The organism is Chroogloeocystis siderophila 5.2 s.c.1 (assembly GCF_001904655.1).
GTDB lineage: Bacteria > Cyanobacteriota > Cyanobacteriia > Cyanobacteriales > Chroococcidiopsidaceae > Chroogloeocystis > Chroogloeocystis siderophila.
Map to the genome: position 1 here is coordinate 169,029 of NZ_MRCC01000002.1, position 26,817 is coordinate 195,845.

General features: G+C 40.1%; 17 protein-coding genes and 1 pseudogene. 6 read left to right on the forward strand and 12 right to left on the reverse strand.

The features are described 5' to 3' along the window. Positions 1 to 22 precede the first annotated feature (22 nt). The 6 genes from NIES1031_RS02625 (at position 23) to NIES1031_RS02650 (ending at position 9,038) form a co-directional block, all read left to right on the forward strand. The gene (locus tag NIES1031_RS02625; RefSeq protein ID WP_084544239.1) at positions 23 to 1,198 is read left to right on the forward strand and encodes a glycoside hydrolase family 5 protein; all 1,176 of its coding nucleotides are present in this window, start codon (positions 23 to 25) and stop codon (positions 1,196 to 1,198) included. A 123-nt stretch (positions 1,199 to 1,321) separates the two neighbouring features. Beyond that, positions 1,322 to 3,193, forward strand: coding sequence for a heterocyst formation ABC transporter subunit HepA (hepA, locus tag NIES1031_RS02630; protein WP_236738696.1), 1,872 nt, complete (start codon positions 1,322 to 1,324; stop codon positions 3,191 to 3,193). Positions 3,194 to 3,618: 425 nt separating this feature from the next. After that, the gene (locus NIES1031_RS02635; RefSeq protein ID WP_073547968.1) at positions 3,619 to 5,277 is read left to right on the forward strand and encodes an alkaline phosphatase family protein; all 1,659 of its coding nucleotides are present in this window, start codon (positions 3,619 to 3,621) and stop codon (positions 5,275 to 5,277) included. 144 nt (positions 5,278 to 5,421) lie between these two features. Further along, positions 5,422 to 6,810: a GumC family protein gene (locus tag NIES1031_RS02640; RefSeq protein ID WP_073547969.1), complete on the forward strand. Its 1,389-nt coding sequence runs from the start codon at positions 5,422 to 5,424 to the stop codon at positions 6,808 to 6,810. Positions 6,811 to 6,939: 129 nt separating this feature from the next. Next, complete coding sequence (locus NIES1031_RS02645; RefSeq protein ID WP_073547970.1) at positions 6,940 to 8,208, forward strand: O-antigen ligase family protein; 1,269 nt, start codon at positions 6,940 to 6,942, stop codon at positions 8,206 to 8,208. Positions 8,209 to 8,270: 62 nt separating this feature from the next. Then, entirely contained in the window at positions 8,271 to 9,038 is a 768-nt protein-coding gene (locus NIES1031_RS02650) for a class I SAM-dependent methyltransferase (RefSeq protein ID WP_073547971.1), read from the forward strand. Between the two features lie 98 nt (positions 9,039 to 9,136). On the opposite strand, the gene NIES1031_RS02655 is transcribed toward NIES1031_RS02650, so the two are convergent. The 12 genes and pseudogenes from NIES1031_RS02655 to NIES1031_RS02705 all read right to left on the reverse strand — a co-directional run bounded on the left by NIES1031_RS02655 (position 9,137) and on the right by NIES1031_RS02705 (position 26,806). Then, a complete protein-coding gene (locus NIES1031_RS02655) occupies positions 9,137 to 10,201 on the reverse strand; it encodes a sulfotransferase family protein (RefSeq protein ID WP_073547972.1) in 1,065 nt (354 codons plus the stop codon). Between the two features lie 264 nt (positions 10,202 to 10,465). Then, a complete protein-coding gene (locus NIES1031_RS02660; protein WP_073547973.1) occupies positions 10,466 to 11,749 on the reverse strand; it encodes a glycosyltransferase in 1,284 nt (427 codons plus the stop codon). Positions 11,750 to 12,296: 547 nt separating this feature from the next. Next, complete coding sequence (locus NIES1031_RS26275) at positions 12,297 to 13,028, reverse strand: GAF domain-containing protein (RefSeq protein WP_407919478.1); 732 nt, start codon at positions 13,026 to 13,028, stop codon at positions 12,297 to 12,299. After that, positions 13,002 to 13,655: pseudogene (locus NIES1031_RS26280) on the reverse strand (acyltransferase); the annotation flags it as partial. The gene NIES1031_RS26275 and the pseudogene NIES1031_RS26280, both read right to left, overlap by 27 nt. A gap of 135 nt (positions 13,656 to 13,790) precedes the next feature. Continuing rightward, positions 13,791 to 15,215: a glycosyltransferase gene (locus NIES1031_RS02670; RefSeq protein ID WP_073547975.1), complete on the reverse strand. Its 1,425-nt coding sequence runs from the start codon at positions 15,213 to 15,215 to the stop codon at positions 13,791 to 13,793. 444 nt (positions 15,216 to 15,659) lie between these two features. Beyond that, a complete protein-coding gene (locus tag NIES1031_RS02675) occupies positions 15,660 to 16,157 on the reverse strand; it encodes a pentapeptide repeat-containing protein (protein WP_073547976.1) in 498 nt (165 codons plus the stop codon). 153 nt (positions 16,158 to 16,310) lie between these two features. Beyond that, positions 16,311 to 16,727 carry a DUF1824 family protein gene (locus NIES1031_RS02680; RefSeq protein WP_073547977.1) on the reverse strand — a complete coding sequence of 139 codons (417 nt, stop codon included), beginning with the start codon at positions 16,725 to 16,727 and terminating at the stop codon, positions 16,311 to 16,313. Positions 16,728 to 16,836: 109 nt separating this feature from the next. Beyond that, positions 16,837 to 18,927, reverse strand: a complete 2,091-nt coding sequence (locus NIES1031_RS02685) for a M3 family metallopeptidase (protein ID WP_073547978.1) — start codon at positions 18,925 to 18,927, stop codon at positions 16,837 to 16,839. 110 nt (positions 18,928 to 19,037) lie between these two features. After that, complete coding sequence (locus NIES1031_RS02690; protein WP_073547979.1) at positions 19,038 to 20,024, reverse strand: GAF domain-containing protein; 987 nt, start codon at positions 20,022 to 20,024, stop codon at positions 19,038 to 19,040. Between the two features lie 33 nt (positions 20,025 to 20,057). Then, entirely contained in the window at positions 20,058 to 20,540 is a 483-nt protein-coding gene (locus NIES1031_RS02695; protein ID WP_073547980.1) for a chemotaxis protein CheW, read from the reverse strand. A gap of 157 nt (positions 20,541 to 20,697) precedes the next feature. Further along, positions 20,698 to 23,943: a hybrid sensor histidine kinase/response regulator gene (locus NIES1031_RS02700; RefSeq protein WP_073547981.1), complete on the reverse strand. Its 3,246-nt coding sequence runs from the start codon at positions 23,941 to 23,943 to the stop codon at positions 20,698 to 20,700. Between the two features lie 124 nt (positions 23,944 to 24,067). Beyond that, a complete protein-coding gene (locus NIES1031_RS02705) occupies positions 24,068 to 26,806 on the reverse strand; it encodes a methyl-accepting chemotaxis protein (RefSeq protein WP_073547982.1) in 2,739 nt (912 codons plus the stop codon). Positions 26,807 to 26,817: the final 11 nt, after the last annotated feature.

A 26,817-nucleotide genomic window follows, 5' to 3' on the forward strand; every position in this document is an offset into this window, starting at 1 on the left:
TAATTAGGCATGGGGGCATACTATGCTCAATATAAGTTGGTCGCCTTGTATAAAAAGCAAAAAATTTTGGATTTTTTTTTCTATAGGTTTATTATTTGTAGGAATATTAACACTTAATTCATCACCTACCTTAGGTGTGAAAGAGGAGCGCTTTTCTCGCCTTACTCAAGGTATTAATCTTTCACATTGGTTTGCTCAAGCTCCTTTAACTCATAAAAACTTTCAAACCCGTGTCTCTGTTCAAGATATACAGCAAATAAAAAAGATGGGATTTAGGCATGTGCGTGTACCTATAGATCCCAACGTCTTATTTAATGAAAAGCAGGCAGAAAAACTCAATCAAGATAATTTAAAAGACTTTGATAGAGCATTGGATATGATTCTGGCAGAAAATCTTGGAGTAATTGTAGATATTCATCCACAAGCTCGATTTAAGCAACGCCTCTATAATGACGTTATCTTTGTAAATAATGTAGCTAAATTTTGGAAATCGTTGGCGCAGCATTTGAGTACAAGAGATCCGGAACTTGTTTTCTTGGAAGTACTTAATGAACCAGATGTCAAAGATCCTAAAGTTTGGTATGGTATTCAACCCAAACTACTAGCAGCAATGCGCTCTGGTGCGCCTTTACACACTTTAATTGCTAGTGGGAACCTGCGCGTAGGAAGAAATTGGGATGGTATCGAAGCTTTACAACTTTTATCTCCAATTAAAGATCTTAATGTAATCTATAACTTCCACTTCTACACACCAAAACCATTTGTTAGCCAAGGTGCAACTTGGGGATGGGATATGTTGCGGTATTTTCGTAGTGTTCCTTACCCTTCAAATCCAGTTTCAGTTGCATCGATTTTGCCACAAATCAAGAATGAAACTGCGAGAAAGCGTTTACAAGAATATGGTAAACAACGGTGGAATGCTCAAAAGCTTGAAGAACTGATTAGTAGTGCTGCTGCTTGGGCAAAAGAACATAAAGTACGCTTAACGTGTAATGAGTTTGGTGTTTATCGCAGAGTTGCTCCTCCAGACGATCGCAATACATGGATTCGCGATGTGCGATCGCTGCTTGAAAAATACAACATTGGTTGGTCTATGTGGGATTACAATCATGGCTTTGGTGTGATGAAACGAGTTAACGGAAAGTCCGTTCCTGATTTGGATACCTTACAAGCGTTATTTACTGAGATAGATTACTGAAGATTTATCTATTCTCTTGTCAGCAAGGCAAACTTAAAATTTCCTTGCTCACATTTTCCCTATTTAATAGCTAATTAACGTTGATTAGCTTGTATAGATTTTTACAAACTCTGAGAGAAATCCTTGAATAAAGCTGTGCGCCTCAAACCAACATTATTGAGTTACAGGCTACTGAAAGCTACGAGATTCTGGAGAAATAACCACCTTATTCTCCGTCAGTTTAAACACTTCCGCCTCGTTGCGATCGCTGCCATTGCATTTTCTTTACTTGCAGCAGTCTTTGAAGGAGTTACAATTGGTCTAATCTCGCTGTTTCTATCGAACTTTGCCGAGCCAGATAATCTTGCCAATATTCAAACAAAAATTCGCTGGGTAGACACTTTATTTTTAAGTGGAACTTTATCACCATTGAATAGGCTTTACCGAGTGACTGCTTTGATTTTTCTGGCTGTGTGGCTACGTTCTAGTTTCATTTATTTGGGAAACTATTATACTAGCCTTTCTGAAATTAATTTGACATATCGCTTACGCAAACAATTATTTGAACAGCTACACAGCCTGAGTCTAAGCTTTTTTGCTAAAAAGCGCCTTGGCGAGCTACTAAATAGCCTTCACAATGAAGTCAATCAAATTCGTTTAGCGTGTAATGTTGCCTCTATTTTTATCGCTAAAGGATTCACCTTAGTAGTATATGTAGCATCGATGTTTTGGTTGTCTTGGCAGCTAACTATTATTTCACTTTTAATGTTTATTTTATTAGCTACAGGTTTAGCGACACTACGAAGACAGGTAAGGCAAGCTAGTTTTGAAAATGTCCAAGCATCGCAAAAATTTACATCAATTTCAACAGAGTTTATCAGTGGTATACGTACTGTAAAAGCATTTTCATCACTTGAGTATGAACGCAAGCGCTTTTATACTGCTCTTGATGAATTATTTAACGCAAATTCTAAAGCAAAAGTAGCTGCTTCAGTAGTACAGCCTCTAACAGAAGGAGTTTCTACAACTGTCTTATTAATTATTTTAGCTGTCGCAGTTACACTTTCTTTTTCGGATCGAGATTTTCAGCTTGCCTCAATATTAACCTTTGTTTTTATATTATTACGTTTAGCACCCGTCGTTGCACATTTAAACGGGGCTTGGTCAAGATTTACAAGTTTTCAGGGTTCATTGGCAAATATTAAAGAACTTCTAAGAACTGATGATAAAACTTATTTACAAGATGGTCATATTCAGTTTAATGGACTTAAAAAAGCTATCGATTTTAAAGCAGTGGATTTCGGTTATAATCCTCAAAACTTAGTGTTGCAAAATATTACACTAACAATCAAAAAGGGACAGACGACTGCGTTAGTTGGTGCTTCTGGTGCAGGTAAAAGTACGCTGGCAGACTTGATTCCGCGCTTTTACGATCCAATTTACGGCAAGATTTTAATTGACGGCGTTGAGTTGCAGAAATTTAAAATGAATTCGCTACGACGCAAAATGGCAATCGTGAGCCAGGATACATTCATTTTTAATACTTCTGTACGGGAAAATATTACGTATGGTACAGAGAATGTCGATGAAGCAGCTGTTTGGGAGGCGGCACGACATGCGAATGCTTTGGAATTTATTCTCAAGCTCCCTGACGGCTTAGATACGAGGCTAGGAGATCGCGGAGTGTTACTGTCTGGAGGTCAGCGCCAACGAATTGCGATCGCGCGTGCTTTGTTGCGTAATCCAGAAATCCTTATTCTCGATGAAGCAACGAGTGCGTTAGATTCAGTTTCCGAAAGATTAATTCAAGAATCGTTAGAAAAGCTTTCACTTGGACGTACTGTGATTGCGATCGCACATCGTCTTTCTACTATTGTCAAAGCTGATTCTGTAGTAGTGCTTGAACAAGGTAGAATTGTGGAACAAGGAGGCTATCAAGAACTTTTAGAAAAACGAGGTAAACTGTGGAATTACCATCAGCTTCAGTACGACTTTAGTAAAACAAAACTTGATTAATTTTAACTAAAAAGCTTCAAAAATAGTATCAATAACGACTTGATTTATTTGTGATAATATCATAATTTATACAACGCGTCTTTTAAGTTCAAAGGTAAACCCTGAAATATTTACCTAGTTCCTGAACTTATCTGTATTGAAACATATGAGTCTTTTTAGGATCATATGCATAGTTGCAATAATTCTCATTTTTGAGATAGCAATCTTTATTTTCACTCTGAATCACCACATTGAAGTAACAGCACATCAAATTAAATTACTACATTCTATTTTGCATAGCTTAAACGTGATGATTGCAATTCTAATATTGGCACAAACAGCGATCGCAACTAGATAACCCATCAAAACAGTCCGTAAGTTGTGTCAGTTTGTGAAGTCTTAGACAAGTCCTACTCTCCATTTTTGTCTATTCAAACAAAAGCTTTATGAAGACTCCTGTAATTGCTATTGGCTTGGATGCAGCAGATAATTCACTCATTGAGGCATGGATGTCTCAAGGTCATCTCAAAAATCTTTGTCGCCTTCGCCAGCAGGGAACTTATACCCATTTACGCAATTTTGACCACTACAGAGCCGAGACGCCCTGGACAACTTTTTTGACAGGTTGTTCTCCGCAGAAAACAGGTTATTGGGCACCTGTAAAATTGCGTCAAGGCAGCTATGACATTACAGAAATTGGCGCTTATGATTTTACGGAATATCCTCCGTTTTATGCGCTCAACGAAGATTACCGAGTTGCAATTTTTGACGTACCGCACTCCCGACCCAGCGAACAAGTCAACGGGATACAGGTTCATGCTTGGGGAGCGCACTCTCCCTTAGCAGCGACCGAATCACAACCTCCACAACTGTTGCACGAGCTAGAACGTCAACATGGTAAACATCCCACCTTACACAAAGATTTTGCTAGCTGTTTAGATATTTCTGCTTTGCACCGCCTCAGTCAAGGGCTGATAACAGGAATCTCTCGTCGCGCTGCTATTTGTCAAGATCTACTTCAACGAGAATCATGGGACTTATTTTTAACAGCCTTTGGTGAAACGCATTCAGCAGCACATTATTTCTGGCATCTCAGTCAACCCGATCATCCCTTGTACTCATTACTAGCCGATACGACTGACGATCCTCTACTCGCAGTTTTCAAAGCTGTGGATCAAGCGATCGGCGAAATCGTAGCACAAGTACCGGAGAATGCTTATGTCTTGGTGTTTTCTGGACATGGCATGGGTAGCAATGTCATGGATCTTCCCAGTATGGTGTTTCTACCAGAACTACTGTATCGAATTAACTTTCCAGGTCGGATAGGAATAGCTGCAGGCGAATTAGGAACACCTCTTACACCACCATTAATAACAGGACGAGCTAAGCGAGGTTCTCTCGGAGCACTTTGGAGTCTAAAATGCGATCGCAACCCACTGCGAAGCTTCTTGCGGAAAAATACTCCAGGTAAAATCTTTGGTCGCTTAGAGCCATATCTTAACTTCCAACAACCAGATTTAGTTTCTCCATTTCAATTGCAGCAGCAATCTGAGCCTCTGTACTATCAACCCGCACTTTGGTATAAACCTTTGTGGTCGCAAATGAAAGCGTTTGCACTACCAAGCTTTTCTGAAGGGTACATTCGGATTAATCTACAAGGAAGAGAACCCGCAGGAATTGTTACAACCGCCGAATATGAAGCAGTATGCGATGAACTGAGCCAACATCTGTATCGGCTCATCGATGCGCGCACGGGTAAGCCAATGGTCAAACAGGTAATTCGTACGCGTCAAGATGCCACTGATAAAGATCCTAAGTTACCTGATGCTGATTTAGTCGTGATTTGGCAAGAAGAACACGCAACTGATGTAGTTGATAGCCCTTCTTTTGGAAGGATTGGTCCCGTTCCCTATTTCCGCACAGGTAGCCATCGTTCTAGAGGCTTTTTCTTAGCAAAAGGTCCAGATATTGTTCCTGGTTCTAGTTTACCAGTAGGTCATGCACTCGATTTAGCACCGACAATCCTTAACCTTATGGGTGCTGCAATTCCTGAATATTGTGAAGGTAAATCAATGTTGAAAACAGCTTCTGCGTTAGTCGGCTAAAAACACCATATAGAACCTTACATCAAGCATAAATTCATGTTAAGTGAAACGTTGCTGCACTCAGCATGACAAAGCAAAGATCGTTCCACAATGAGCAAGCTAAACCTACTTTTGTTCACTACTTGTTAATCAAGATCAACCAAGATGACAGAAACTTTAAGAATTCCTCGTTTTGTGCCTACAAAATTAAATTGGAAGGCTTTGAATTATCTAGGTTTGGGTATAGTCAATGCGACTATTTGGGGCATCGCTTTTTTTTATTTGCAAACTGCACCACGCACATACACGAGTTCTTGGACAGTTGCCTTGCCTAAAGGCGGTGAGCAAGCTAATGTTAACTTACCTGGGATTGGAACCGCTTCTTCATCTGCTCAGTCGCCATACAGTAGTAAATATGACGATCCCCGCGCCAACTATCAATATATCGCTACAACCCAGCCTGTACTACAAGTTGCAGCTAGCAAGCTGAATATGGATGTAGATGACTTTGGCGAACCTCGAATCAAGCTTATGGATGATACAATGCTTCTCCAGTTTGAATTTGAGGGAACCACCCCCAATGAAGCACAGCTAAAATCTTTAGCTCTGCATGAAGCTTTAGAGGAAAGACTCAACGAACTCAGAACTCAAGAAGCGGCTCAAAAAGATGTTAGGCTACAATCTGCCCTTTCTACGGCAGGGCAAAAGCTAAAAGAAGCTCAGCAACGCCTTTCTACTTTCCAAGCTCGTTCGGAATTAAACTCTGACAATCAAATTGCCCAGCTTTCTTCTAATATTGAAGCATTGCGCAAAGAGCAAGTTCAAATAATCGCGCAACATCAATTGTCAGACGCTCGTTTGCAGCAACTGTCAACGACTTTAGAGCTATCACCGCAACAAGCGGCAGAGGCTTTTAACCTGCAAACTGATCCCTACTTTCAACAAATTTTAAGTGACAACGGGAAGTCTAGTGCTACTTTAGTCGATTTAAACTCGCGATTGACACCCAATAATCCGTCAGTGATTAACGAGCAAGAGAAACAAGCAGCTTCTCAGACAGCAATGTTAGCACGCAGTCAGGCATTGCTTAATAAACCCGTAACGGTAGAATACTTAGAGCAACTTAACCTCAATAACAGCCCATCGCGACAGCAGTTGCTACATACGTTAGTTTCAGTGCAAGCAGATAAACAAGGACTACAGTCGCAAGCACTCGAATTGGATAGACAAATGGGAATACTTGAGAATCGGCTCAAAGCTTTGACGCAGCAACAAATTGTAGAAAACAACCTCCGGCGAGATGTACAAATTGCAGAAGCAATCTTCTCCTCAACAATTACTCAACTCGATCTTCGCAGTTCTGATGTCTTTGGTTCTTATCCTCAGATTCAATTAATCGAAGAACCAAGCTTACCAACATCGCCGAGTTCGCCTAAATCATTCTATGTTTTTGCAGGTGCTAGCTTTGCTTCTCTATTTTTGACTACTGGACTCATACTCTTCGGGCTAAGTCAGTCCCCATCAAGACTTCCTAGACAAGTTGAGCCTGCTTAATTGCTGTACCCAGCTGGCAAAGGGTAAATCAGTTTAAGTGCGATCGCTTACTTGCGACGTCATTTTCCAGGTAAGTGAGGTGACACGAAAGTAAGTTTTGTAAATGATTTCACACAATAACTTGTACCAATGAAACCTTGTAATTTTGAAGAGAAAGTCATTTGGTATTCTATTCTGGGTACTTACGGGTTCTATTTTACTGGCTTACTTTACTACGTTCCACCCGCGATCGCTTGGATACTCGCTTGTTATCTGATTAAAAAGGCGTGGCTGCAAAAAGACAACGCATTTGAAACTGGTAAGATCGCTATCCCTTGGGAAGTTTGGGTATGGATTATTGCAATGGCAGCGATAGAATTTGCCACTATTTTTGGTCATGCCGATTTCAATTTGGGAAGAGCAAGTCTCATAAAAGCTACGTTCGGTTGGGCTAAAGGATGGGCACTTCTAGCCATATTTCCTCTCATTGGTTGCCTAAGTATTAGACCAAAGTTAGTGTGCCGTGCAGTTTGTCTATTATGTCTTCAATCCCTCATTTATCTTACTTTTTGCTATGTAGCATCATTAGTTAGTCTCAATATTTCTTATACTGCTCCCCTCAACTTTTTTGGTGGAGCAAGGTTAGGTTTTTTCGTAACTTTTTATACCATTGAAAATGGTTGGCTTCGCCTTCCTTTATTTGCCCCATGGGCTACTGTTGTTGGGTTTGTTGGCAATGTATTTTTACCTTTATGTCTTTTAGAAAAAAATCGACGACTGCGATGGATTGGAATTGTTACCTCAATTTTAATGTGCTGGTTTTCTGGTTCTAGAGTCAATATGTTAGCTTTACCTACAGCTTGGATCGCTACTCAGATTTTGTCTAGTTTTCAGCGCCCATTTCTTTGGCTAACAGCTGGTTTTTCCAGTTTAGTTACTGGATTATTAGCACCAAGTTTAATTAATGCGATCGCATCATTTAAAGATTGGATGCGGAGTTTACGTGCCAATTCTAACAGCGATCGCGAAGCTTTAGACAGAATTGCTATCCGACGTTGGGCAGAAGCCCCAATTACTGGTCATGGTGTTACCGATTCAGGTCCTAGTAGAATTGTAGATGTTAATATTGGCACTCATAATAATTGGACTGGTTTACTATTTATTAATGGGATTGTTGGTGTTTTAGCTCTTGGCGTGTCTTTATCATGTAGCTTTATAAGCTTAGTTGTTCGTTCCCAAGAAAGCCAAACGGCTAAAAGTGCCCTTCAGATTCTTCTAATTATATTTTGCAATACGTTTGTTGATAGCCTCAACATGACTGCCTATCTCGTAGCTCCTGGTTTAATTTTTCTTGGTACTGTCTTTCGGGAACCTTTACTGAAACAGGAAAAGAGATTGGTATTACCAATTTCTAGTTAAAATTTTTGTTACAAAAGCCCTATTTTTGGAATTATATCAAAGTAGTTTGTAGGAAGAAAAATATGAAAAGTTCTGCCAAAATATTACAAAATGAGATCAGCAAAGCACAGAGAATTCTTGACAAGGAACTAGCAAATAAAAGTTATTTAAAGGTGTTAGAAGTAGGCTGTGGCTCTTGTAGTCGCCTTCATATTGCGCAAAACAAGAATATGGTCGGTATTGATATTTCAGAGAAGCAACTTCAAAGAAACAACACTCTCAATGAAAAAATACAAGGTGATATACAAAGTTATAACTTCCCTGAATCTAGTTTTGATTTAATTGTATGCTGGTGGATTTTAGAGCATCTACCACAACCAGAAAAAGCTTTATTAAACTGCCAAAAAGCTCTCAAAGAGGATGGAATAATTATTATTGCTTCTCCTAATGTATTCTCATTAAAGGGAATCATTACAAAGTATACGCCTCATTGGTTTCATGTCTGGTCATATAGATTTATCTTTGGTCAGCAACTAGCAGGTATCGAAGATAGAGCACCTTTTCGCACTTTCTTAAAATCTTCTATTTCGGCAGCAGCAATTAAGAAATTTGCTCAAGACAACGAGCTTTCCGTTGAGTATTTTAGTCCTTATGAGTCGCCCAAACAAATGAGACTCCGAAAAACATATTTTGTTACAGGTTTCTTATGGTCGTCAATTAAGTCAATAACTAGGCTGCTAAGTTTAGGCACAATCGATGCAGAGAACACCGAGTACATCGCAATTTTGAAAAAGACAACAAACCAGCACAAAACACCATCTGATAAAGCTTTAGAAACTATAGCTGTTTAGTAGATAAGTATACTCTTGGTTAAAAACGTAACAAATTAACCCCAATATTGAACTGGGGTTTGTTTTTCCGAATTAAACTGAAGCAAATTATGTCAACCTTAGCTAATCACTAAACGTAATCGCCGCCAAACATATTGAGGTATATTATTAATTCTATTTGTATTAGCTAATAAAGCTCGTGATCCAGCAAAAGGTAAAGTTATCCATAGCCAAAGAATTAGAAGAAATGGAAGACGAACTGGCTGTTTTGTATAGCCTGCTTTTAGCAACTGCTGTCCACAGCAAAATTGAAAAATTGCAACTTCTGCATCACTAAGTTTTTCTTGCCAGCGATATGCTGGTTCACTAGACAAACCAGAACCATTACTCCAAGAGTTTGAGTACGAGCTATTTACTAAACCAACTGTATGCATCGAGGGTTCATAATCTAAAGATAGCCAGTTTGTTAAGGATTTAAGCGATGACTCAGGACAGGTAACTAAGTTTTCAAATTGCTGAATGTAAACACGGCTTTCCCCAAATTGAGCACGTGCCTTGAGTGCTGCATTAAGAGCCGCTTTCCAAATTAAACTAATAATTATCAAATTATACGAGTTCTTTATTCTTCGTTTTTCTGTAAGTGACTTGCTACTACTATCAGATCTCCATTGACTCTTCCAAAAGTCACGATAGGAAGCAATGACGCCTCCTGGGTTACGAACCATACAAATAACTTTTGCATCAGGATAGCGGTTTAAAATTTCAGCTATTTTAAAGATATGTCTTGGTGTTTTTTCTCCAAATATAGTTTTGTTTTTGTTCTGAGCGCAAAGCTGGCAATATGCCTCAAAATACGAATCTGTTCCACAGCCTATTTGCTGAGCTAAAGAACGTAACTTCATACGATCCATCCAACCTTGCTCCGGATCTCCTTTTGCTTCATATGCCTTATGGGTTAGAGCAAGAAAGTAATCTTCAGTAACTTGTATCTCTTGAGAAGATAATGGTTTTTGCTCTCGTCCAGACATTTTGACACGTAAATCATCAAAATAATGAGTTTCTTTAGAGATGTAAACGTTTGAATGTTTGCTAAGAATTTGCCTCATTAAAGTTGTGCCAGAACGAGATGTTCCAACGATGAATATCATGGTCTTTTTTGGTGCTTCATTTTTACTTTTTTCCATAATTCAAAGTCCTTGAGTAGATTAAAATTTATGACTTTTCAGCCAAAATTATTGTCTAACAAACTATAGAAATATAGCGGATAATTAAGTTGCCAAAAGCAAAGCATAATGTTTGTATTTTGAAGCAAAGAAGGATTGCTATGATTGCTATGCTGTATTCTTTTGACTTTATCAAAGCTTATCTAAGAGGAGGAGACAATATTGAATTTCACATATAACTATATAAATTATATATAAGTACAGATCTATTAAAATAGATAAAAATTAAGCTACTTTATAATATGATTTACCAGAAGGAAGATAAGTAACTGATTTATCTGCAAGTAATTTTTGATAAAGGTCAACTAGCTCATTGTTAAGTTTTTGTATTTCATATTGAGCTTCTACAGATTTTCGAGCAGCTAAACCGATATCTGCCCATGTTTCTGGATGTTTAATCAGATAACTTAATTTTTGGGCGATCGCATCAGCATCACGCTCAGGAACCAAAAACCCAGAAACACTATCTTCTATTAACTCAGGAATACCGCTATGTCTAGTTGCAACTACTGGTAAACCCATTGCCATTGCTTCTTTCAAAGTGTTGGGTATACCCTCTTGATTTCCATCTTGCGCTGTTACACTAGGAGCAACAAAAATGTGTGAATTAGTAAGTATCTCAATAATCTCCTGCTGATTTTTTCGACCAAGTAAAGTAACAATATGGCTGATACCAAAAGCGTGAATCAGGCGCTGCAACTCTTCTTTTAATTCACCATCGCCAATAATGTAGTAATGGATATTTTTGTATGTTTGAGATAATTGAGCAACAGCTTCAATGCTATACTTTATGCCTTTTTTTTCAACTAAGCGACCTACAGTGACAATTTGAATCGAGTCATCAGAATTTAGATACCGAGGTGTAAAGAAGAACTTATTGCAGTCAATTCCCGATCTGTGTGTAATAATTCTCTTGCTATCACCACCATGTTTAACCAGCCAAGTACGGAAAAAGTCGCAAACAGGAAGAAATAAGTCTCCAGTAGCCAAAAGGCGATCATAAACGCGATCGCCATATTGCTTGACATAGCGGCTAATATCCCAACCGCGAAAAGATGTGACAATTTTTCCCTGTAACGCTCCAATGTCACGCAGCGTTAAAATTTCAAGTGCGTAGCAGCCAAACTGACAGTGAATAATGTCATACGGTTTTTGCCCAAGCATCGGTATTGCAGTATACAAAATTTTTAAGGAAGTTGCGGCGCCACCATATTTGAAAAAATTAAGCGATCGCAAACAAATTAAAGGAGCTTTGTGAAAATTGGTAAAGAGTAACGCAAAACCTTTCAAGTAACGCCAAAACACGTTACTTGGTATAGCAGGAGTATAGTGGGTACGAGCGAGAAGATTATATTTTTCTACATGGGGATGCATCTTGCAATTAGAGAGTGGATGTCGTAGAGCATAGATATCTACCTCATGTCCTCGATCGATTAAACCAGTAATTTGATTCAAAACAAAAGTTTCGGACAAAAGAGGAAAAATCCCAACAATAAAAGCAATTCTCATAACAAATTCCTAAACAATTGCAAAATTCATTTAAATAAATAAAATCCTACTAAAAAAAGTAGGACTTTAGGAAACAGGATATTGCTACTATGCCCTCAAGTTAAAAATTAAGTCGATAGGGCAAAGTTCATGTTTTATGTAAAATTGTTAGTAAGTTTTGTTATACTAAAAAATAGTCACTTCAAATGTAAAAGAACCAATTTTAACTACGCTTAAATTTAGTAAGCAAGCAAAAAAATATTTTTATATCAAAGAAAAAATAGTGTAAAATTTTAGATTCGTATTCGCAACAAACGCTTAGACTTCTTACTATGAATTTCTCTTCAGCAAAGCTCCCTAAAGCTGTTGAATGTAGTACAGTTTTTACCTAATTTTAATAAGTTAAAGCAGTTTAAGCCTGAGCAGCTCAGTAACCAAACAGAGTGTAACCGAAGCGCTATTATTGAATCTATAATGTTGAGTTTTAAATTTCAGCTTATTCAATTCAAAATTCAACATTTATAATTATAAAAAAAATACCCATTTGGTACAGCGATACATGGCGTATTTATGCATATTTACCGTGTGTAAAAGAATTGCAATGATGCTGCCACAATGGATTTAATAAACAAGCCAAATTAGACCACCAGTATAATCCTTCTGAAGCTTGAGATACATTAGCCAATGTTATCTCAGCACGAGTAACTAGAAACGCGATACAGTTTGCCATAAGCCGTATAAGTTTAATTTCATCGCTAGTGAATTGACGCGGAAGAGTCGTACCAACATGAAATACTCCAACTACTTGTCCATTAATCTGCAAGGGAACACCAAGTATTGATCGCAGTCCCTTATTGCGGAGAATTGGACTAAAAATCTCTATTGTTGATATATCTTCTACTATCATTGGTTGGCAATTAACTGCAACGCGACCAGCAAAACCCCGCCCAAACGGAATTTTAATTCCTGCTGCAATCTCATCTTCAAGTCCAACAGAGGCACATACTTCCAGATGTTGCTGATCCTCGGTTCGCAGTAGAACTGTGACTGTGGTGACATTCATAGCTTTACCAGTGCATTCGAGTAACTTGTACAGTAAGTTTTGTAGAGTCACAGCGATCGCACTATCTTTAGGGGATGGATATTGCAACTTCTGTTGAGAAGTTCTCTCTACTTCAGCCAAACTCCGGCTCAGCGATACAGACAACGGATTATCGTTTGTAGCAACATCTTCTGGGATACTTGTTATGGCTTGTTCGCTTGGCTTTCGGCTTTTAATCACCTTAGCAGGTACACCCACCGCAATCGAATAAGGTGGAACATCCTTAGTTACAACTGCTCCTGCACCAATAACACTACCCTGACCAACCGTTACACCATCTACAATTCTGACTCCACTGGCTAACCAACAATCATCTTCAATGACAATTCCCTTATAAGTGCTACCTTGTTCTTTAATTTTGCGATTAGGATCGATGAAGGTATGATTATTTGCATATATCCCCAAATGCGAAGCAATCCGGCAATCTTTCCCAATTTTGATGTATTTTCCAGATAGACAAGTGTAGGGACCTATATATGTACAATCGCCAATTTCTATTTCACTATTACTATGAGTTTTAATGATAACGCCAAGATCCAGTTTGACAGAATTGCCCAACCGAATAATACTATTTTGCCCTTCATTTCTTAAAGAAACACCACGGTCAATTTTGACTTTATTCCCAATAGTGATACCACTCGTATGAATTAATTCAACTCCTGATTTGATTTGTACAGCGTTTCCAAACTGCGCAAAAATAGAACGATATATTAGCCCACGCAGAGATCTCCCTAGAGATAATGGTACCCATCCTACTAAGGTAATAACTACAGCTTCTTTCCAGCAAAACCACTGTGAAGTAGATAGGGCTTTTACGGCATTCATACTTGTAGTAAATCAAATTTAATAATATTGAATAAGTATACTTTTCAACGTAATAAAGTTAATAAATCGTATATTTTAACGTAGTAAATTATTTTTTTTACTGTATCGCAGCTATCTTCAATAATTGCTTAGAAACTACATCGTTCCAACAACTTGTGTAAAATTTAGTCTATCACTGACGCTACTTTTTGCTTGTGACGCTTTTTCCTCTAAAATACTTTGATACAAATTTACTGTGTCTATAGCCTCCATACTCATAGTCCGAATAGGTTGAATTCCTTGGCGAAGTTTAGATAATAAATTTGGGTTAGTAGATAGTTGCCTAAAAGCTTCAGCCCAAGCTTTAACATCAGTAGGAGGTAGTAACAAACCATCAATATTGTGTTTGATAAGTTCATTAACGCCCCCTACATCCGAACCCAAAACAGGTAGCTTCGCAGCATAGCCTTCTAAAATGGACATCGGTCTTACATCAAACCATTGTGCAGGCAAAGCTAAAATATCATATGTTGCTAAAACAAAGGGTAACTCTTCGCGTGTTAAGGTTTCCGCAACACAAATACGTGATTCATCTTTAATACTTTGTATAATATCTTCTCGATATTTTTCATCATCAACTGCACTACCATAAATTGTTAGTTCAATTGGTAACTCAGTCGGTAGAGATTTGATTGCTTCTACTAAAATATGAATTCCCTTGTTGCGGTTCCAGCGTCCCAAAAACACAACTCGTAAAGCTTTATTTGCTACTTTTTTTACGTTTTGAGTTGATGTAATAAAAACATCAGGTACGCCTGTTTTACAAATGATCAACTTCTCTTGAGGAACGTCGTTAAGTAGCAGTGTTTCATAAAGTCGATCGCTCAACGTCACTATGCAATCGGCAAATTTTGCCATTTCTAATAAACCCTGTCTTCGAGCAGCTATATAAGCTGGCAGCGATACAGGAGTTAGCAAAGCTGTTGCAGCATTATTGATTGGTGCAGGTACTTTTCTAAATTGATGTAGTATTTTACTTGCTATATTACTTATACTTAAAGGCGTATGGGCTAACTTTTTAATTGCGCTATCTGATATTACTGAAGGCACGCCGCAACAATGACTACATCTTACTTCGTCTATTTTTCCGTCACATACTTCTTGCCCATTTAGCATTAGAGTTTCTCGCTGACAAACAGGATTAGGTAAACGAATTGAAACAACTGTTACCATACCTAATTCTTTAGCAAGGCGTAGATGCGGTAAACCACATTTTGGAGTCCATTGATGCTGATGATAAATATCCGCTTTTTGTTCTTTCAACCAACGTTCAAAATACTCAAATCTACCATGTAATAATTCTCCATGATTTGGTTCTGCTTTTGGTTGAGGAAACACAGGATAGCGATATACTTCTATTCCATTATGTATGTAAGTATTCTCATGCTTACCATCTTGAGCCGCTGCTATTTTACTTTCTACCCCATATGCTTGGAGAACTGGTAATAGTTCGCTAAGACGAATTTGAATTCCTCCACATTTTTCTGGCAAGTATCGAGCAACAGCTTGAATAGTTTTCATAATAAGTTTATTTTGTATTGAAATAGTCAGTTTCTAAAATAACTTAAGCAGCTTGTATTTTTTTAAGTTTAATATGTGACCTATTTTTATCAAAGAAAATAATTTTTTTTACATAATTTTAGTATTGATGAGTTCAAAAATATTAACAATTAATCAAGCATTTTTTAATAAGAACGTAATAAACAATATAAAGATATAAGAATGTTTCGTGAGTTGTCGATACAGAGAAGTTCAGGTCTTTATTAGTCAGTATTAAAGAAGTTATTTAATAGTAGATAGAAAAAATGCGATGTATTAATGAGTTATTTTGATAAATAAAAATTAATAGAGTTATAGATTGAGTTGATCGATTATGGCTTTTTATATTAATATTTGAATAAAAAATCTATGTATAGCAGGTGCGATCGCATTCCGTTTGAGTTGGGGTGCGATCGCACCTTACTTTTAGCAACCCAACGAATCGCGTGTCGCTACACCTGTTTTTGAATTAACTCCACTTGCTCGCGCGCAAAGTTTTTTCACCACGGCTCTATCAAGAACTGCATTTGTAAAATCAGCACCAGTAATCTCAACATCATTAAATATGGAACGCAGCATCATCGCCTCTTCCATAACAGCATCACTTAAATCAGCCCCCGTAAAGTCAACGATGTAAGCAATACCATTTGTAAAATCGGCTCCATGCAAATTTGCGTTCATCAACTTTGCACCATTAAATACCACACCGCGCAAGTCGGCATTACTAAAATTGGCTGCTTCTAAATCTGCATTGGCAAACTCAGCAGTTTGCAAGTTTTGCCCTGAGTAATCTTTGCCGATAACTTCTCCAGTAGCCGCGCCACGTGAAATAGACGAGGAACTAGCTGCGCGTGCATCCGTAGGAAAGCTGACAAGAAGTAAGAACACGAAAGCAACTACTGCAAGTCGATAGAAACGTTTCATCATTCTTTCAGAAAAACAATAAGATCTACTAACGCGGTAAATAACTGTGTATCAGCACGAAGTCTATTCAACTCCTACTGCTAGTACAGTAACCTAACTATATTCGCAGGTAACACGGTGATCGGCACTGATAAGGTGAAATCCCTAAAAACCCTAGTCAAATAAATCTAGCGGCAGATGCCCGTAAATCTCGTTAATGGTTCCTGAATCTGGAGAATGACATGACACCAGAACACCTCGATGTTCACCAGAATAAGGATTGAGATAACACAAACTGGTCACTGGATTAAATTTAATGTAAACAGCACCATCAACCGCAGTTAAATCAAGCTTAGGCTGATAGCCTAAGGCTTTTGTATAATTTGCCAAGGCTGCTATACCTTGTGTTGCTGTATCAGCACAAATCCCCAAGATTTGGTAATCAGAAAAACGACTGACAACCAACACAGCCTGACGAATTAGTATTTTTTCAGCTTCAGAAGTTACCAATTTACCACCAATACAGTTGAAGTCCTTCAAAAGTGCCTGCGCTGCTTCGACAGTAAGATCAGATTGCTGCGGGTTAGACATGACTTTTTCGCATATCGACGACTTAATATTTATTGTGATATTGTTCGCAACTAAAAAAGCGGTACACTCAAGTGCTACCGCTTGGTTGCAATTAATTTATAGTTAACCACTAAGCAGCTTTAGTTAAGCCACTGTGTCTCAGTAGAGGTTCAGTACTTGGTTCGCGTCCTCGGAAAGATTGAAAGACTTCCATCGGGTGTTTACTACCACCTAACGCGAGTACTGTATCGCGGAAGCGCTTACCTGTGGCAGCGATTTGCTCAGGTTCCAACCCCGACTCTTCAAAAGCGGCGAAAGCATCCGCACTGAGAACTTCTGCCCACTTGTAGCTGTAATAACCTGCTGCATACCCACCCGCAAAGATATGACCAAACGAACACAAAAAGGCATCTTCTGGTAACGGTGGCAACACAGTAGTATTTTTAGCAATTCGATTACGAATGTCGTTAGCAGTTTCACTACCACTAGGTTGATAGCGGTGGTGTAATTCGAGATCAACTAAGCTAAAGTGCAATTGCCGTAACATCGCGCTACCACTCATGTAGTTACGTGCAGCGACTAGCTTTTGATAATAATGCTCAGGCAAAGTTTCACCGGTTTCGTAATGCTTTGCTATTCCTAACAAAGTATCGCGATGATAGCACCAGTTTTCCATAAACTGGCTCGGCAATTCGACCGCATCCCACTCAACATTATTGATTCCTGCTGCCCCAGCATAATCGACTTTCGTTAACATATGCTGCAAGCCGTGCCCAAATTCGTGGAATAAAGTTTCCACTTCGTTGAAAGTCATTAGGCTTGGCTTGTCATCGACAGGAGGTGTTTGGTTGCAGACAAGATAAGCTACGGGTTTGCGCGTTGAAGTTGTTCCTGCTTCAGTCATTTTAGCACGACCGATGCAATCATCCATCCAAGCCCCACCGCGCTTTTCTGCGGGACGGCTGTAGGGATCGAGATAGAAATATGCGATCGCCCCAGTTTCATCCGCAATCTGGAAATATCTCACATCAGGATGCCATACCGGTGCTTGACCATCCGCAGCAGTCACTGTGACACCAAAAACTCGCTCAACTAAACCAAATAGCCCGTCTAAAACTTGGGGTAACGGGAAATAAGGACGCAATTCTTCCGCTGTAAAGTTAAACTTTTCTTCGCGTTGGCGTTCTGCCCAATAGCTAATATCCCAGTGTTTCAATTCACTATCAGCACCTTTAGCCGCAGCAAATGCTTTTAGTTCTTCAAATTCTTGCATTGCTGCATCATAGCTTGCACTCCGCAATTCTTCTAAGAGGTTTTCTACTGCTTCAATGCTCGGAGCCATTTTGCTCGCTAAGCTTAACTCTGCATAACTATTAAAGCCAAGTAATTTAGCCTCTTCTTGACGTAATTGCAAAATTCGTTCAATCAGCGGTGAGTTATCTAAATCGCCTGATGATGCGCGACTAATGAAAGCTTTATACAGTTTCTCGCGTAAATCGCGGCGAGTACTGTGCTGCATAAAAGGACCAAAACTCGGAAAGTCCAAAGTAATCTGCCAGGGACCTACTTCGGGTGTCGCATTTTCTTCACCAGCAGCCCGTGCAGCTTGTGCTGCTAAACTTTTTAAACTCGGAGGTAAACCATCAACTTCGTCTTGTTCTGTGAGTGTCAAGCTAAAAGCTTTTGTTGCGTCTAAAACGTGATTAGAAAACTTGGTTGAAAGTTCGGCAAGTTCAAGTTGAATTTCGTTAAAGCGCGATCGCTTCTCTCCTTCTAATCCCACGCCAGAAAGTTCAGCGTCTCGAATCGCGGCTTCCACAATTCGCTGTTGTGCAGTATCTAAGCTATCCCAGCGATCGCTTTGCCGTAAAGCTTTAAACGCCTCATACAGTGGTTTACTTTGATTGAGCTTGTTATAAAATTCCACAACTTTCGGCTGTACCGTTTCGTAGGCTTCGCGCAGTTCAGGACTATTTTTGACACCCATTAAATGCCCAACAATACCCCAACTCCAGCGCAAACGCTCTGTAATGCGCTCTAGTGGCTCAACTAAACCACTCCAAGTGGGACTGACATTCGCTTCTAATGTCGCCAGTTCGGTTTCCAACTCGCCTAGTAGCTGTGTCATTGCTGGCACAACACAATCAGGCTTGATTTGCTCAAATGGAGGAAGACCTTTACCGATTAGTAATGGATTGTCAGTAATTGTGGTTGCACTCATAACTTGTTTTGGGTTGCTGTATCTTAATTATCATCAACATTTGCAACCTTTGCCGAGTGCAGAAGACCGTAACCCACTTTTGGGCGATCGCATAAAAAGCGAAATTTCAATTACTCTTTCATGCTTTCTTCTAGCTGTCTGCGCTCAGTAATTTCTTTTTCCAGTTCTTGTTTGACAAGTTCAGCCACTGTCGCACGCAACATTGCCTCTTTCATCTGCTTGAGTACAGTAATATCTCTAATCATTACCTGCGTTGCGGGTTTGCCTAAATGAATAATCGGTACTTCTGTCATTTCCACATCAACAACTTGACCATCAAGCCGAATTAATTTTTCTTGGTTGATAGCAACTGCTTGATTTTGTCGTGATTCGACAGCTTTTCTCGAATCGGGATGGACGAAATCTAAAAACCGTTTGCCAATCAGTTTTTCTGGAGTAACTGCACTCAAAAGCCTAGCCCCCGCAGCATTGATATATTCAATTTTTCCCTCAATGTGGACAGCGATCGTTTCCGAGGAAAGATCGAGCAAACTACGATATTGTTCTTCACTCGCTCTTAGCGCTTTTTCCGTTTCTTCGCGTTGTCGTAGCGCTTCTTCTAACATAGCTACGTTACGGCGGAGATTGAGTTGTGTAACTACTTGACGACCCAAAATTTCGAGCGCTTCTTGTTGTTCTGGTGTTAAATTGCGAGGCTTATAGTCGATCGCACACAAACTACCAACCGCAACGTCTTCTGAAGTGATGAGCGGTGCGCCAGCGTAAAACCGAATCTGGGGACTTGATGTTACCAGGGGATTATTCGAGAAGCGCATATCTTGCTGAGCATCTGGAACAACAAACAAATCAGATTGGAGAATCGTATGCGCACAAAATGCAACCTCTCGTGAGGTTTCTGAGGCATCTAAACCTACTTTTGATTTGAACCATTGTCGGTCAGAATCGACGAGACTGACTGCGGCAATCGGAGTTTCACAAATTTGCGAAGCTAAGCGAGTCAAGTCATCAAATGCTTGTTCGGGAGCGGTATCAAGAATTTTGTACTCGTATAGGGCTTTCAGCCTAGCTTCTTCGTTACTAGGTAGCGGAGCTTTCATTTTTATATTCCTTTCTACGTAATTATACTTGATTTAAGAAGATGGCAGTAATTGCTCGACATCAAGTAGGAATACTGTCAAGAGCGTGTCTGCTTGCGGAATATGACAAACATGAGTTGCGATCGCCAGTAAATCGGCATGACGATACGAGTCTGGCAAAACTTGAATTCTCGATAACGGTATATCCATCAACGTTGGCACGGATGCAACAGGGATACCATAAAGTTCTCCTGCTTTGCTCTCAGCAATGATTAAGTATTTGCCTTTAGCGGTAAAGAAGCGTCGATGTAGTTCAACAATTGTAATTTGGCGATCGCCAAGATGCGCTAACCCCACACCATTAAACCCTGTACCGTAAACGGGTATTTGATTTGTTACTTTATATACAGCATCACTGGGTAATGCTAAGTGAATATTACCCATGCTAAACACAACTATTTTTTGTGATTTAACAGTACTTTGGCTGTGCGAATGCTTTAAGCTATAAAGTCTTGAATTAATGAATGCGTTTTTCATTTCAAATTACTTGTTTTAACCTTTAGAAAAACTCTGATAATTAAGTAAGTGAAAAATTGGTCATTGGTAATTGGTAAGAATATAAATTAAGTTCCCATTACCCATTACCAAACATAAATACATATCATATATAATGATGCCTGCCTACTTAAATTAGCTAAACAGTCGATACTATTGTTGCTGTATTTTGTTGAATAACTTCTTTAATTGCTGTCATAAATTCTTGCTCAATATAAGGTTTGGTAAAGTAATTAGTTGCGCCTAAATGCTTTGCTAACTGTCGATGTTTATCACTGCTGCGTGACGTTAACATTACAACAGGAATACGGACAAGTTGTGGATCTTGACGACGATGGCTAAGAAACTCAAAACCGTTCATATTCGGCATTTCCACGTCACATACTACAAGTTGAACCGCTGATTGTTGCAATTGTTCAATCGCCTCGCGTCCATCGCGTGCTTGCAAAACGCGATAACCCACTTTTTGAAGTGTGAGTGCCAATGTTTGGCGAAGGGTAATTGAATCATCAACAACTAGAACCGTCGTAGTTGTATCTCTTTTAATAGGAGTTATAGAAGTACTATCACTAGCAGCAGCGATAGGTAAATCAAGCTCTGAATTAAATGTGGTTAGGGAAAACTCTGTTTTAGTTCCAGTAAAAGATGCTAGCATTTCTGCACCATCGATCACTGGAATGAGACTGCCATTACCTAAAATTGTACAGCCGTAGATGTAATTTGGCGGTGTGATCGCCTTACCAAAAGGTTTAATAACCAACTCTTGCTCAGTCACTAAACGGTCAACTTCGACGGCAATAAGATTATTTTCTTGCTCCAACAACAACATTGGAGATGCCCAATCTTCTGGCGTGGGAACGGCTTCTAAGTTAAGGTTAGGCACCGTTTGAGGTAGCGGACAGCTATATCTAATCACTTCAGCTAGACGATAGATCGGAATAATACGGTCTTGCCAGTGCAAAAAGCGATACCCGCTTGAGTTTTTGACTTGGTTAGCTTCAGGAATTAAAATCTCTGCGATACTGTCTGAAGGCAAAGCATAAGCATTCGTACCGACAAAACAAACAAGTAACTTTGCAATTGTCAGTGTCAGCGGAATCCGCAAACTAAATACGCTACCCTTTCCAGGCTCAGAAGTTACTGTGACGTTACCTTTAAGCGATCGCAATTGCGCGCGGACAACATCAAGTCCGACACCCCTACCTGATAACTCACTAACTTGCTTGGCGGTAGAAAACCCAGGTTCAAAAATTAAATCTAACAAGCGTGCAGATGATGCTGTATTGACTTGCTCTGGAGACAACAAGCCCATTTCTAATGCCTTAGCACGAATCCGCTCTAAATTTAAGCCTCGACCATCATCCCGAACTTCAATAATCGTTTGGTTTCCCTGGTGGTAAGCACGAATTTCAATTTTGCCTTGAGCCGATTTACCTTGCTCTAAACGGACATCTGAAGGTTCAATTCCATGATCAAACGCGTTACGTACTAAGTGCAACAAAGGATCGTAAAGCTTTTCTAATACTGCCTTATCGACTAAAACTCCAGTTCCACTCAGTTTTAACTCAACGGGTTTATCATACGATCGCGACAAGTCGCGTAACATCCGAGGAAAGCGGTTGAGTACCTCACCTAAAGGTAGCATTCTTGCCCACATCAACTCATCGCGCAAGTGTGCGAGCATTTGGCGCTGTCCTTCAATTGTTTCGCTCGATTGTCCCGCGAGAAGCACAACGTCACCTACAGTTTCTTCGAGTTGCACCATGTCTTCTAACGTAGCTTGCAACAACGAGTAAACCTCGCCGTAACTATCCATCTCTAATGAATCAAAAGATGCCAACGAGGGAAGTAGTGTAGTAGCACTAGAAGCGGTAACTAGGTTCTCTGAGCGTTCTTTTGCAGGTAACGTAACGCCATGACTTGCAGTGCGACCCCTGGCATTATGCTCAGGTGCAACGACCATTAAATCAGACAGATCGCGTAATTGCCGTGCCATTGTTTGGAACTTAGTAAAGCGGCGTAAGAGTTCTTGAATCGTTGCTTGTAGTTGTTCGTTTTGCAGCGAAAGACTGTTACGATTAATCGCTAACTCACCGACTAAGTTGTTCATGCGTTCGAGTCGGTCTAAGTCAACTCGTACCGAAAGCTGAGTCGTAGTCCCAGGATTTGTGCTGAGTTCGGGTTTTGGCGATGCAGATAGTTTCGTTGTCTTAGCAGCGTTAGCTTTTTGCGATACCGTTGGTGTTGCTACTGGTATTGATACATCAGTTGCTGCGTCGGCAAATATCTCGGTAATATCTGCTGGTTTAGAAGTTGATTGCTCTACCGTTGCGGCTGAATTGGTATCACAAATAATAGTCGCTGCTTCTCCAAAGCTACCAAAAACATCATCCAAACTTGCCGCTGGAGCCACTAATTCGGGTGCGACTTGTTGTATAGATTTTTGTTCAACTACCTCAACTTGATTTGTGGGCGATGCAATTGTGGGTTCTACAGTCGTTCCACCAAACAAATTATCAAGCATCAAGCCTGCGACAGGAAGATCATTGCTGGGTTCAAAGAGTGATGGTTGTACTGGTTCTACAGTATCCTTCGTAGGTTGCTTAAGAAGTTGGGTTAAAGCATCTGATGGAGTTCCACCTTGCGCGCGATCGCCTGCAAGAACTGCTAAGCGTGCTGCCTGAAAATCGGCTAGCGCGGTTTGGGCGATTTGAATCGCGGCGTATGGATGCGCATCGAGTGCAGCGAGGGTTGTCGAGGCGATTTTCCCAAATCCAGGTAGATTAAGAAGTTCGGCGATACCTGCAAAAACTTCTGCCTGCGCCCGTACTTCGCCTTCGATGTTTGCTCGATCTTGTGATTGAGCTAAAACTTGTGCTAAACGATCGATGCCTTGTGCTACGTCTACTTCAAAAATTGATGCCGCAATATCAACACCCAATTCTACTGAACTTGGAATTTCTGTCGAACCTTTGAGATATTCTCCGATTTTTGCTTCAATTTGTGCAAATACTGGTTCAGCACTTGCCATAGCCTCCTCTGCATCAAATTGTCCTGTATTGAGTTGCTCAATAAGTGGTAAACGCAGACAGTCGTATGCTTGAAGTAACAAGCTTTCGACATCAGCATCAATTTCTAATTCGGGATTATGCAGACCTTTAAAAATATCTTCGAGGCTATGCGCCAAAGTTTTAATGACATCCAATCCCACACTTGCAGCCCCACCCTTGATAGAGTGTGCGGCACGCATCATATTATGAATTTTAGCAGTATTGCGGTCTTCTCTTAAGGTCAATAAATCTGTTTCAATTGCCTGTAGTAGTTCAGGTGCTTCTTGGATAAAAAACTGATAAGCTTGGTCGCGGATATCAGAATCAATTGCCATATTTATAAAGATTTAAATATCAAGAAATAAAAATAGTGATTGCGAGATTAGAGATCAAAAGAGGCAACTAGGATAAACTTCTACTAGTCACTAGCTATTAATCACTAACCACTAGCCTCTAAACTTAATTGACTTTAAATTGCCCTACGCTAGTTTGTAGTTGATCGGCGACTGTCAATAGTTGCTGGAATGCAGTCGATACTTGAGTCGCTTCACCCGAAGTATGATTAGCGATCGCGGCAACATCATTCATCGTTTGTGTCACTGCGTGCGCAGCGTGCGATTGCACAAGCGATGCTTCGCTAATTGCTTGCACTAAGTTGCCAATTTCTTCACTAATAGCCGTAATTTGGGTAAGATGTTGACGCGTTTCGTCTACAAGCATAGTACCTTTAGAGACTTGTTCGGTTCCTGCTTCCATGGCCGCGACGACCGCATTTGTTTCTGCTTGAATATCTAGAACCAGCTTTTCAATTTCTCCGGTAGCTTGTGCAGATTGACTTGCTAAGATGCGTACTTCATCCGCGAGTACCGCAAATCCGCGCCCTTCTTCTCCTGCCCGCGCAGCTTCAATTGAAGCTTTCAGCGCGAGTAAGTTCGTTTGTGCCGCAAATCTGCCAATCAAGTTGACGACTTTAGAAATTTTCTGTGAAGATTCTCCAAGTTGCCTTACTTTTTCTGCAGTGGCTGTAACTGTAGCGCGAATCGCTTCAATACCATCAACAGTGCGGTTCATCGCCGCATCACCAGCAGCTACAGTCTCGGTTGCCTTATGGACTGCGACTTCAGCTTGTTTTGCACTTTGTGCCACAGCCCGAATCGAGTCATCCATCGCTTGTAACTGGTTTAGTGCGGCGCTAATTTCTTCGGCTTGTCTTACGGCTTCTTGCGATAAAACTTGTACTGAACTTTCGCTATAGTTAGTCGTTGCTGTCACCTGTTCTGCTGCAACTTTAACTTTATTGACGATTTGTCGCAAACTGGAAATCGTTGCATTGTATGAGTCGGCGATCGTTCCGATTTCATCTTCAGTAACATTCGCGCGAATCGTCAGATCCCCTTTGTTCAGCGGATCGACTTCCATTAACAGTTCAAGTGCGCGTTTTTGCAGTTTTTCTTTCTCTTTGATTTGCTGTTCTAAGAGCTTTGCGCGGTCGAGTGCAAAGCCGACTTGTGCTGCTAGCTGCGAGAATAAATCAATTTCACCTTGTTGCCAATTCCGTGGTGCAGAGCATTGGTGCGCAATCAACAAAGCTAAAAGCTGACCGTCCTGAATAATTGGAGCAACTAAGTTGGCTTTAACTGCAAACTGTTCGAGTTGTTTGAGATAGCACTCACCAAGCCCTGCTGTATAAATATTGGCTGTCGCTTGTACTCGACCTTGACGATACCGTTCGACGTACTTTTCGGCAAAACAAGGATCGTCTATATCTGCATTTAAAGCTTGCGGAAAACCTTCAGCAACTGATTCAGCAATAACAGTACCTTGCCATTTGTCATTGAAAGCATACACAACTACGCGATCGGCTTGGAGTTCTGCACGAATTTCTTGGACAGCAGTGTTAAGAATGTCTTGTATTTGAGGAAATTGCCCTAAGCGTAAAGTAATATCTTTAACAATCCGAGTACGTTCTGCCTCTGCTGCTTGGTTGTCGAGCAATTGTTGCAGTCTTGCTGCCATGCTGTTAATGTTATTACCCAGCATCGCCAATTCGTCTTCGCCGGAGACGACAACACGAGTATCGAGCTTGCCTTCTTTAATTTGAGTAACAGCATCACTAGCTTTTAAGATTGGTTTGACTGCACGGTTGGTAAGATAAGCTGCTAGAACACCTACGAGCAATGTTGTTAAACCTGTTCCTAGTAAGAAAGTTAGTAGTAATTGCCGTTGAGGTAAAAATACAATTTTGCTAGGAGTACTAACGATTACTCCCCAGTTCAGATTATGTAATTCTTGTAATTCTTCAGCAGCTGCATAAGAAACTAATTTATTTGCTGTTGATTGATTTTCAATAGTTGATGCAATATCGAGAGAATTACCTGCTTGGACTAGATTAAATAACTTGGGAAATTGCTGCTCAAAAGATTTTCCTGTAGCTTCTTCGTTTGATGTTAAGAAAATTTGACCAGCCGAATTTACCACGTAAAACTGCTCCTGACGCCGGTTATCAACATCAAGCAATTTATTAGCAGCTAGCGGCATTCTGGCGCGAATAACACCAATATTTTCTCCTGTTGCAGTATCTTTAATTGGGGCAGCTATTGTGAAAGTACGAACTACACTAGATGAATTGTCAGCAATTTTTGGTTCGCTCAGATAAGCGCGACCCGTTTTCAGTGCTTCCTGAAAATACACTGAATTACGATGATTGTTAATCGGTTTACCTTTAGATTGCGCTATAACATCACCATTGAGATCAAAGACTGCAATGCTGTCGTAAATTCCGTTGTATGCTGTAACTAAGTTATTGAGAGTTGTATCTTTTGCCTGGCGAGTCGTAATCGAACGTGTCTGTGGATTGGCGAAGACATCGAGATTAGCCATCGCTTGTACATCTAAAAAGCGACTTTGGACAAATAACTCTAATCTGTCTTCAAGGTCAATTGCAGTAGACTGCTGCTGACGAATAATTTGCTGAGTAATGGAACGATTAGCAAAGTAATAAGCCGTTGCACCTACCGCGATCACTGGTAGCGTACTCAGCGCGATCGCCAAGGCAGTTGCTTTAGCCCGCAAACTGACGCGACGCGAATGTGGTTTTGGTGGTGGCGGTGTTGATTTGTTGCTATTGTGTGCAGGAGGCAAATGTATGGCGTTTTGCGCTTGATCGTGAGTGGTAAGCTTGGGAGAAATTTGAGTCATTGGATCGAAGC

Bases quoted from the DNA above. Each gene is read 5' to 3' on its own strand.
- NIES1031_RS02625 (WP_084544239.1), top strand. From the start codon at position 23: ATGCTCAATATAAGTTGGTCGCCTTGTATAAAAAGCAAAAAATTTTGG.
- NIES1031_RS02635 (WP_073547968.1), top strand. From the start codon at position 3,619: ATGAAGACTCCTGTAATTGCTATTGGCTTGGATGCAGCAGATAATTCA.
- NIES1031_RS02640 (WP_073547969.1), top strand. From the start codon at position 5,422: ATGACAGAAACTTTAAGAATTCCTCGTTTTGTGCCTACAAAATTAAAT.
- NIES1031_RS02645 (WP_073547970.1), top strand. From the start codon at position 6,940: ATGAAACCTTGTAATTTTGAAGAGAAAGTCATTTGGTATTCTATTCTG.
- NIES1031_RS02650 (WP_073547971.1), top strand. From the start codon at position 8,271: ATGAAAAGTTCTGCCAAAATATTACAAAATGAGATCAGCAAAGCACAG.
- NIES1031_RS02655 (WP_073547972.1), bottom strand. From the start codon at position 10,201: ATGGAAAAAAGTAAAAATGAAGCACCAAAAAAGACCATGATATTCATC.
- NIES1031_RS02660 (WP_073547973.1), bottom strand. From the start codon at position 11,749: ATGAGAATTGCTTTTATTGTTGGGATTTTTCCTCTTTTGTCCGAAACT.
- NIES1031_RS02670 (WP_073547975.1), bottom strand. From the start codon at position 15,215: ATGAAAACTATTCAAGCTGTTGCTCGATACTTGCCAGAAAAATGTGGA.
- NIES1031_RS02675 (WP_073547976.1), bottom strand. From the start codon at position 16,157: ATGAAACGTTTCTATCGACTTGCAGTAGTTGCTTTCGTGTTCTTACTT.
- NIES1031_RS02680 (WP_073547977.1), bottom strand. From the start codon at position 16,727: ATGTCTAACCCGCAGCAATCTGATCTTACTGTCGAAGCAGCGCAGGCA.
- NIES1031_RS02685 (WP_073547978.1), bottom strand. From the start codon at position 18,927: ATGAGTGCAACCACAATTACTGACAATCCATTACTAATCGGTAAAGGT.
- NIES1031_RS02690 (WP_073547979.1), bottom strand. From the start codon at position 20,024: ATGAAAGCTCCGCTACCTAGTAACGAAGAAGCTAGGCTGAAAGCCCTA.
- NIES1031_RS02695 (WP_073547980.1), bottom strand. From the start codon at position 20,540: ATGAAAAACGCATTCATTAATTCAAGACTTTATAGCTTAAAGCATTCG.
- NIES1031_RS02700 (WP_073547981.1), bottom strand. From the start codon at position 23,943: ATGGCAATTGATTCTGATATCCGCGACCAAGCTTATCAGTTTTTTATC.
- NIES1031_RS02705 (WP_073547982.1), bottom strand. From the start codon at position 26,806: ATGACTCAAATTTCTCCCAAGCTTACCACTCACGATCAAGCGCAAAAC.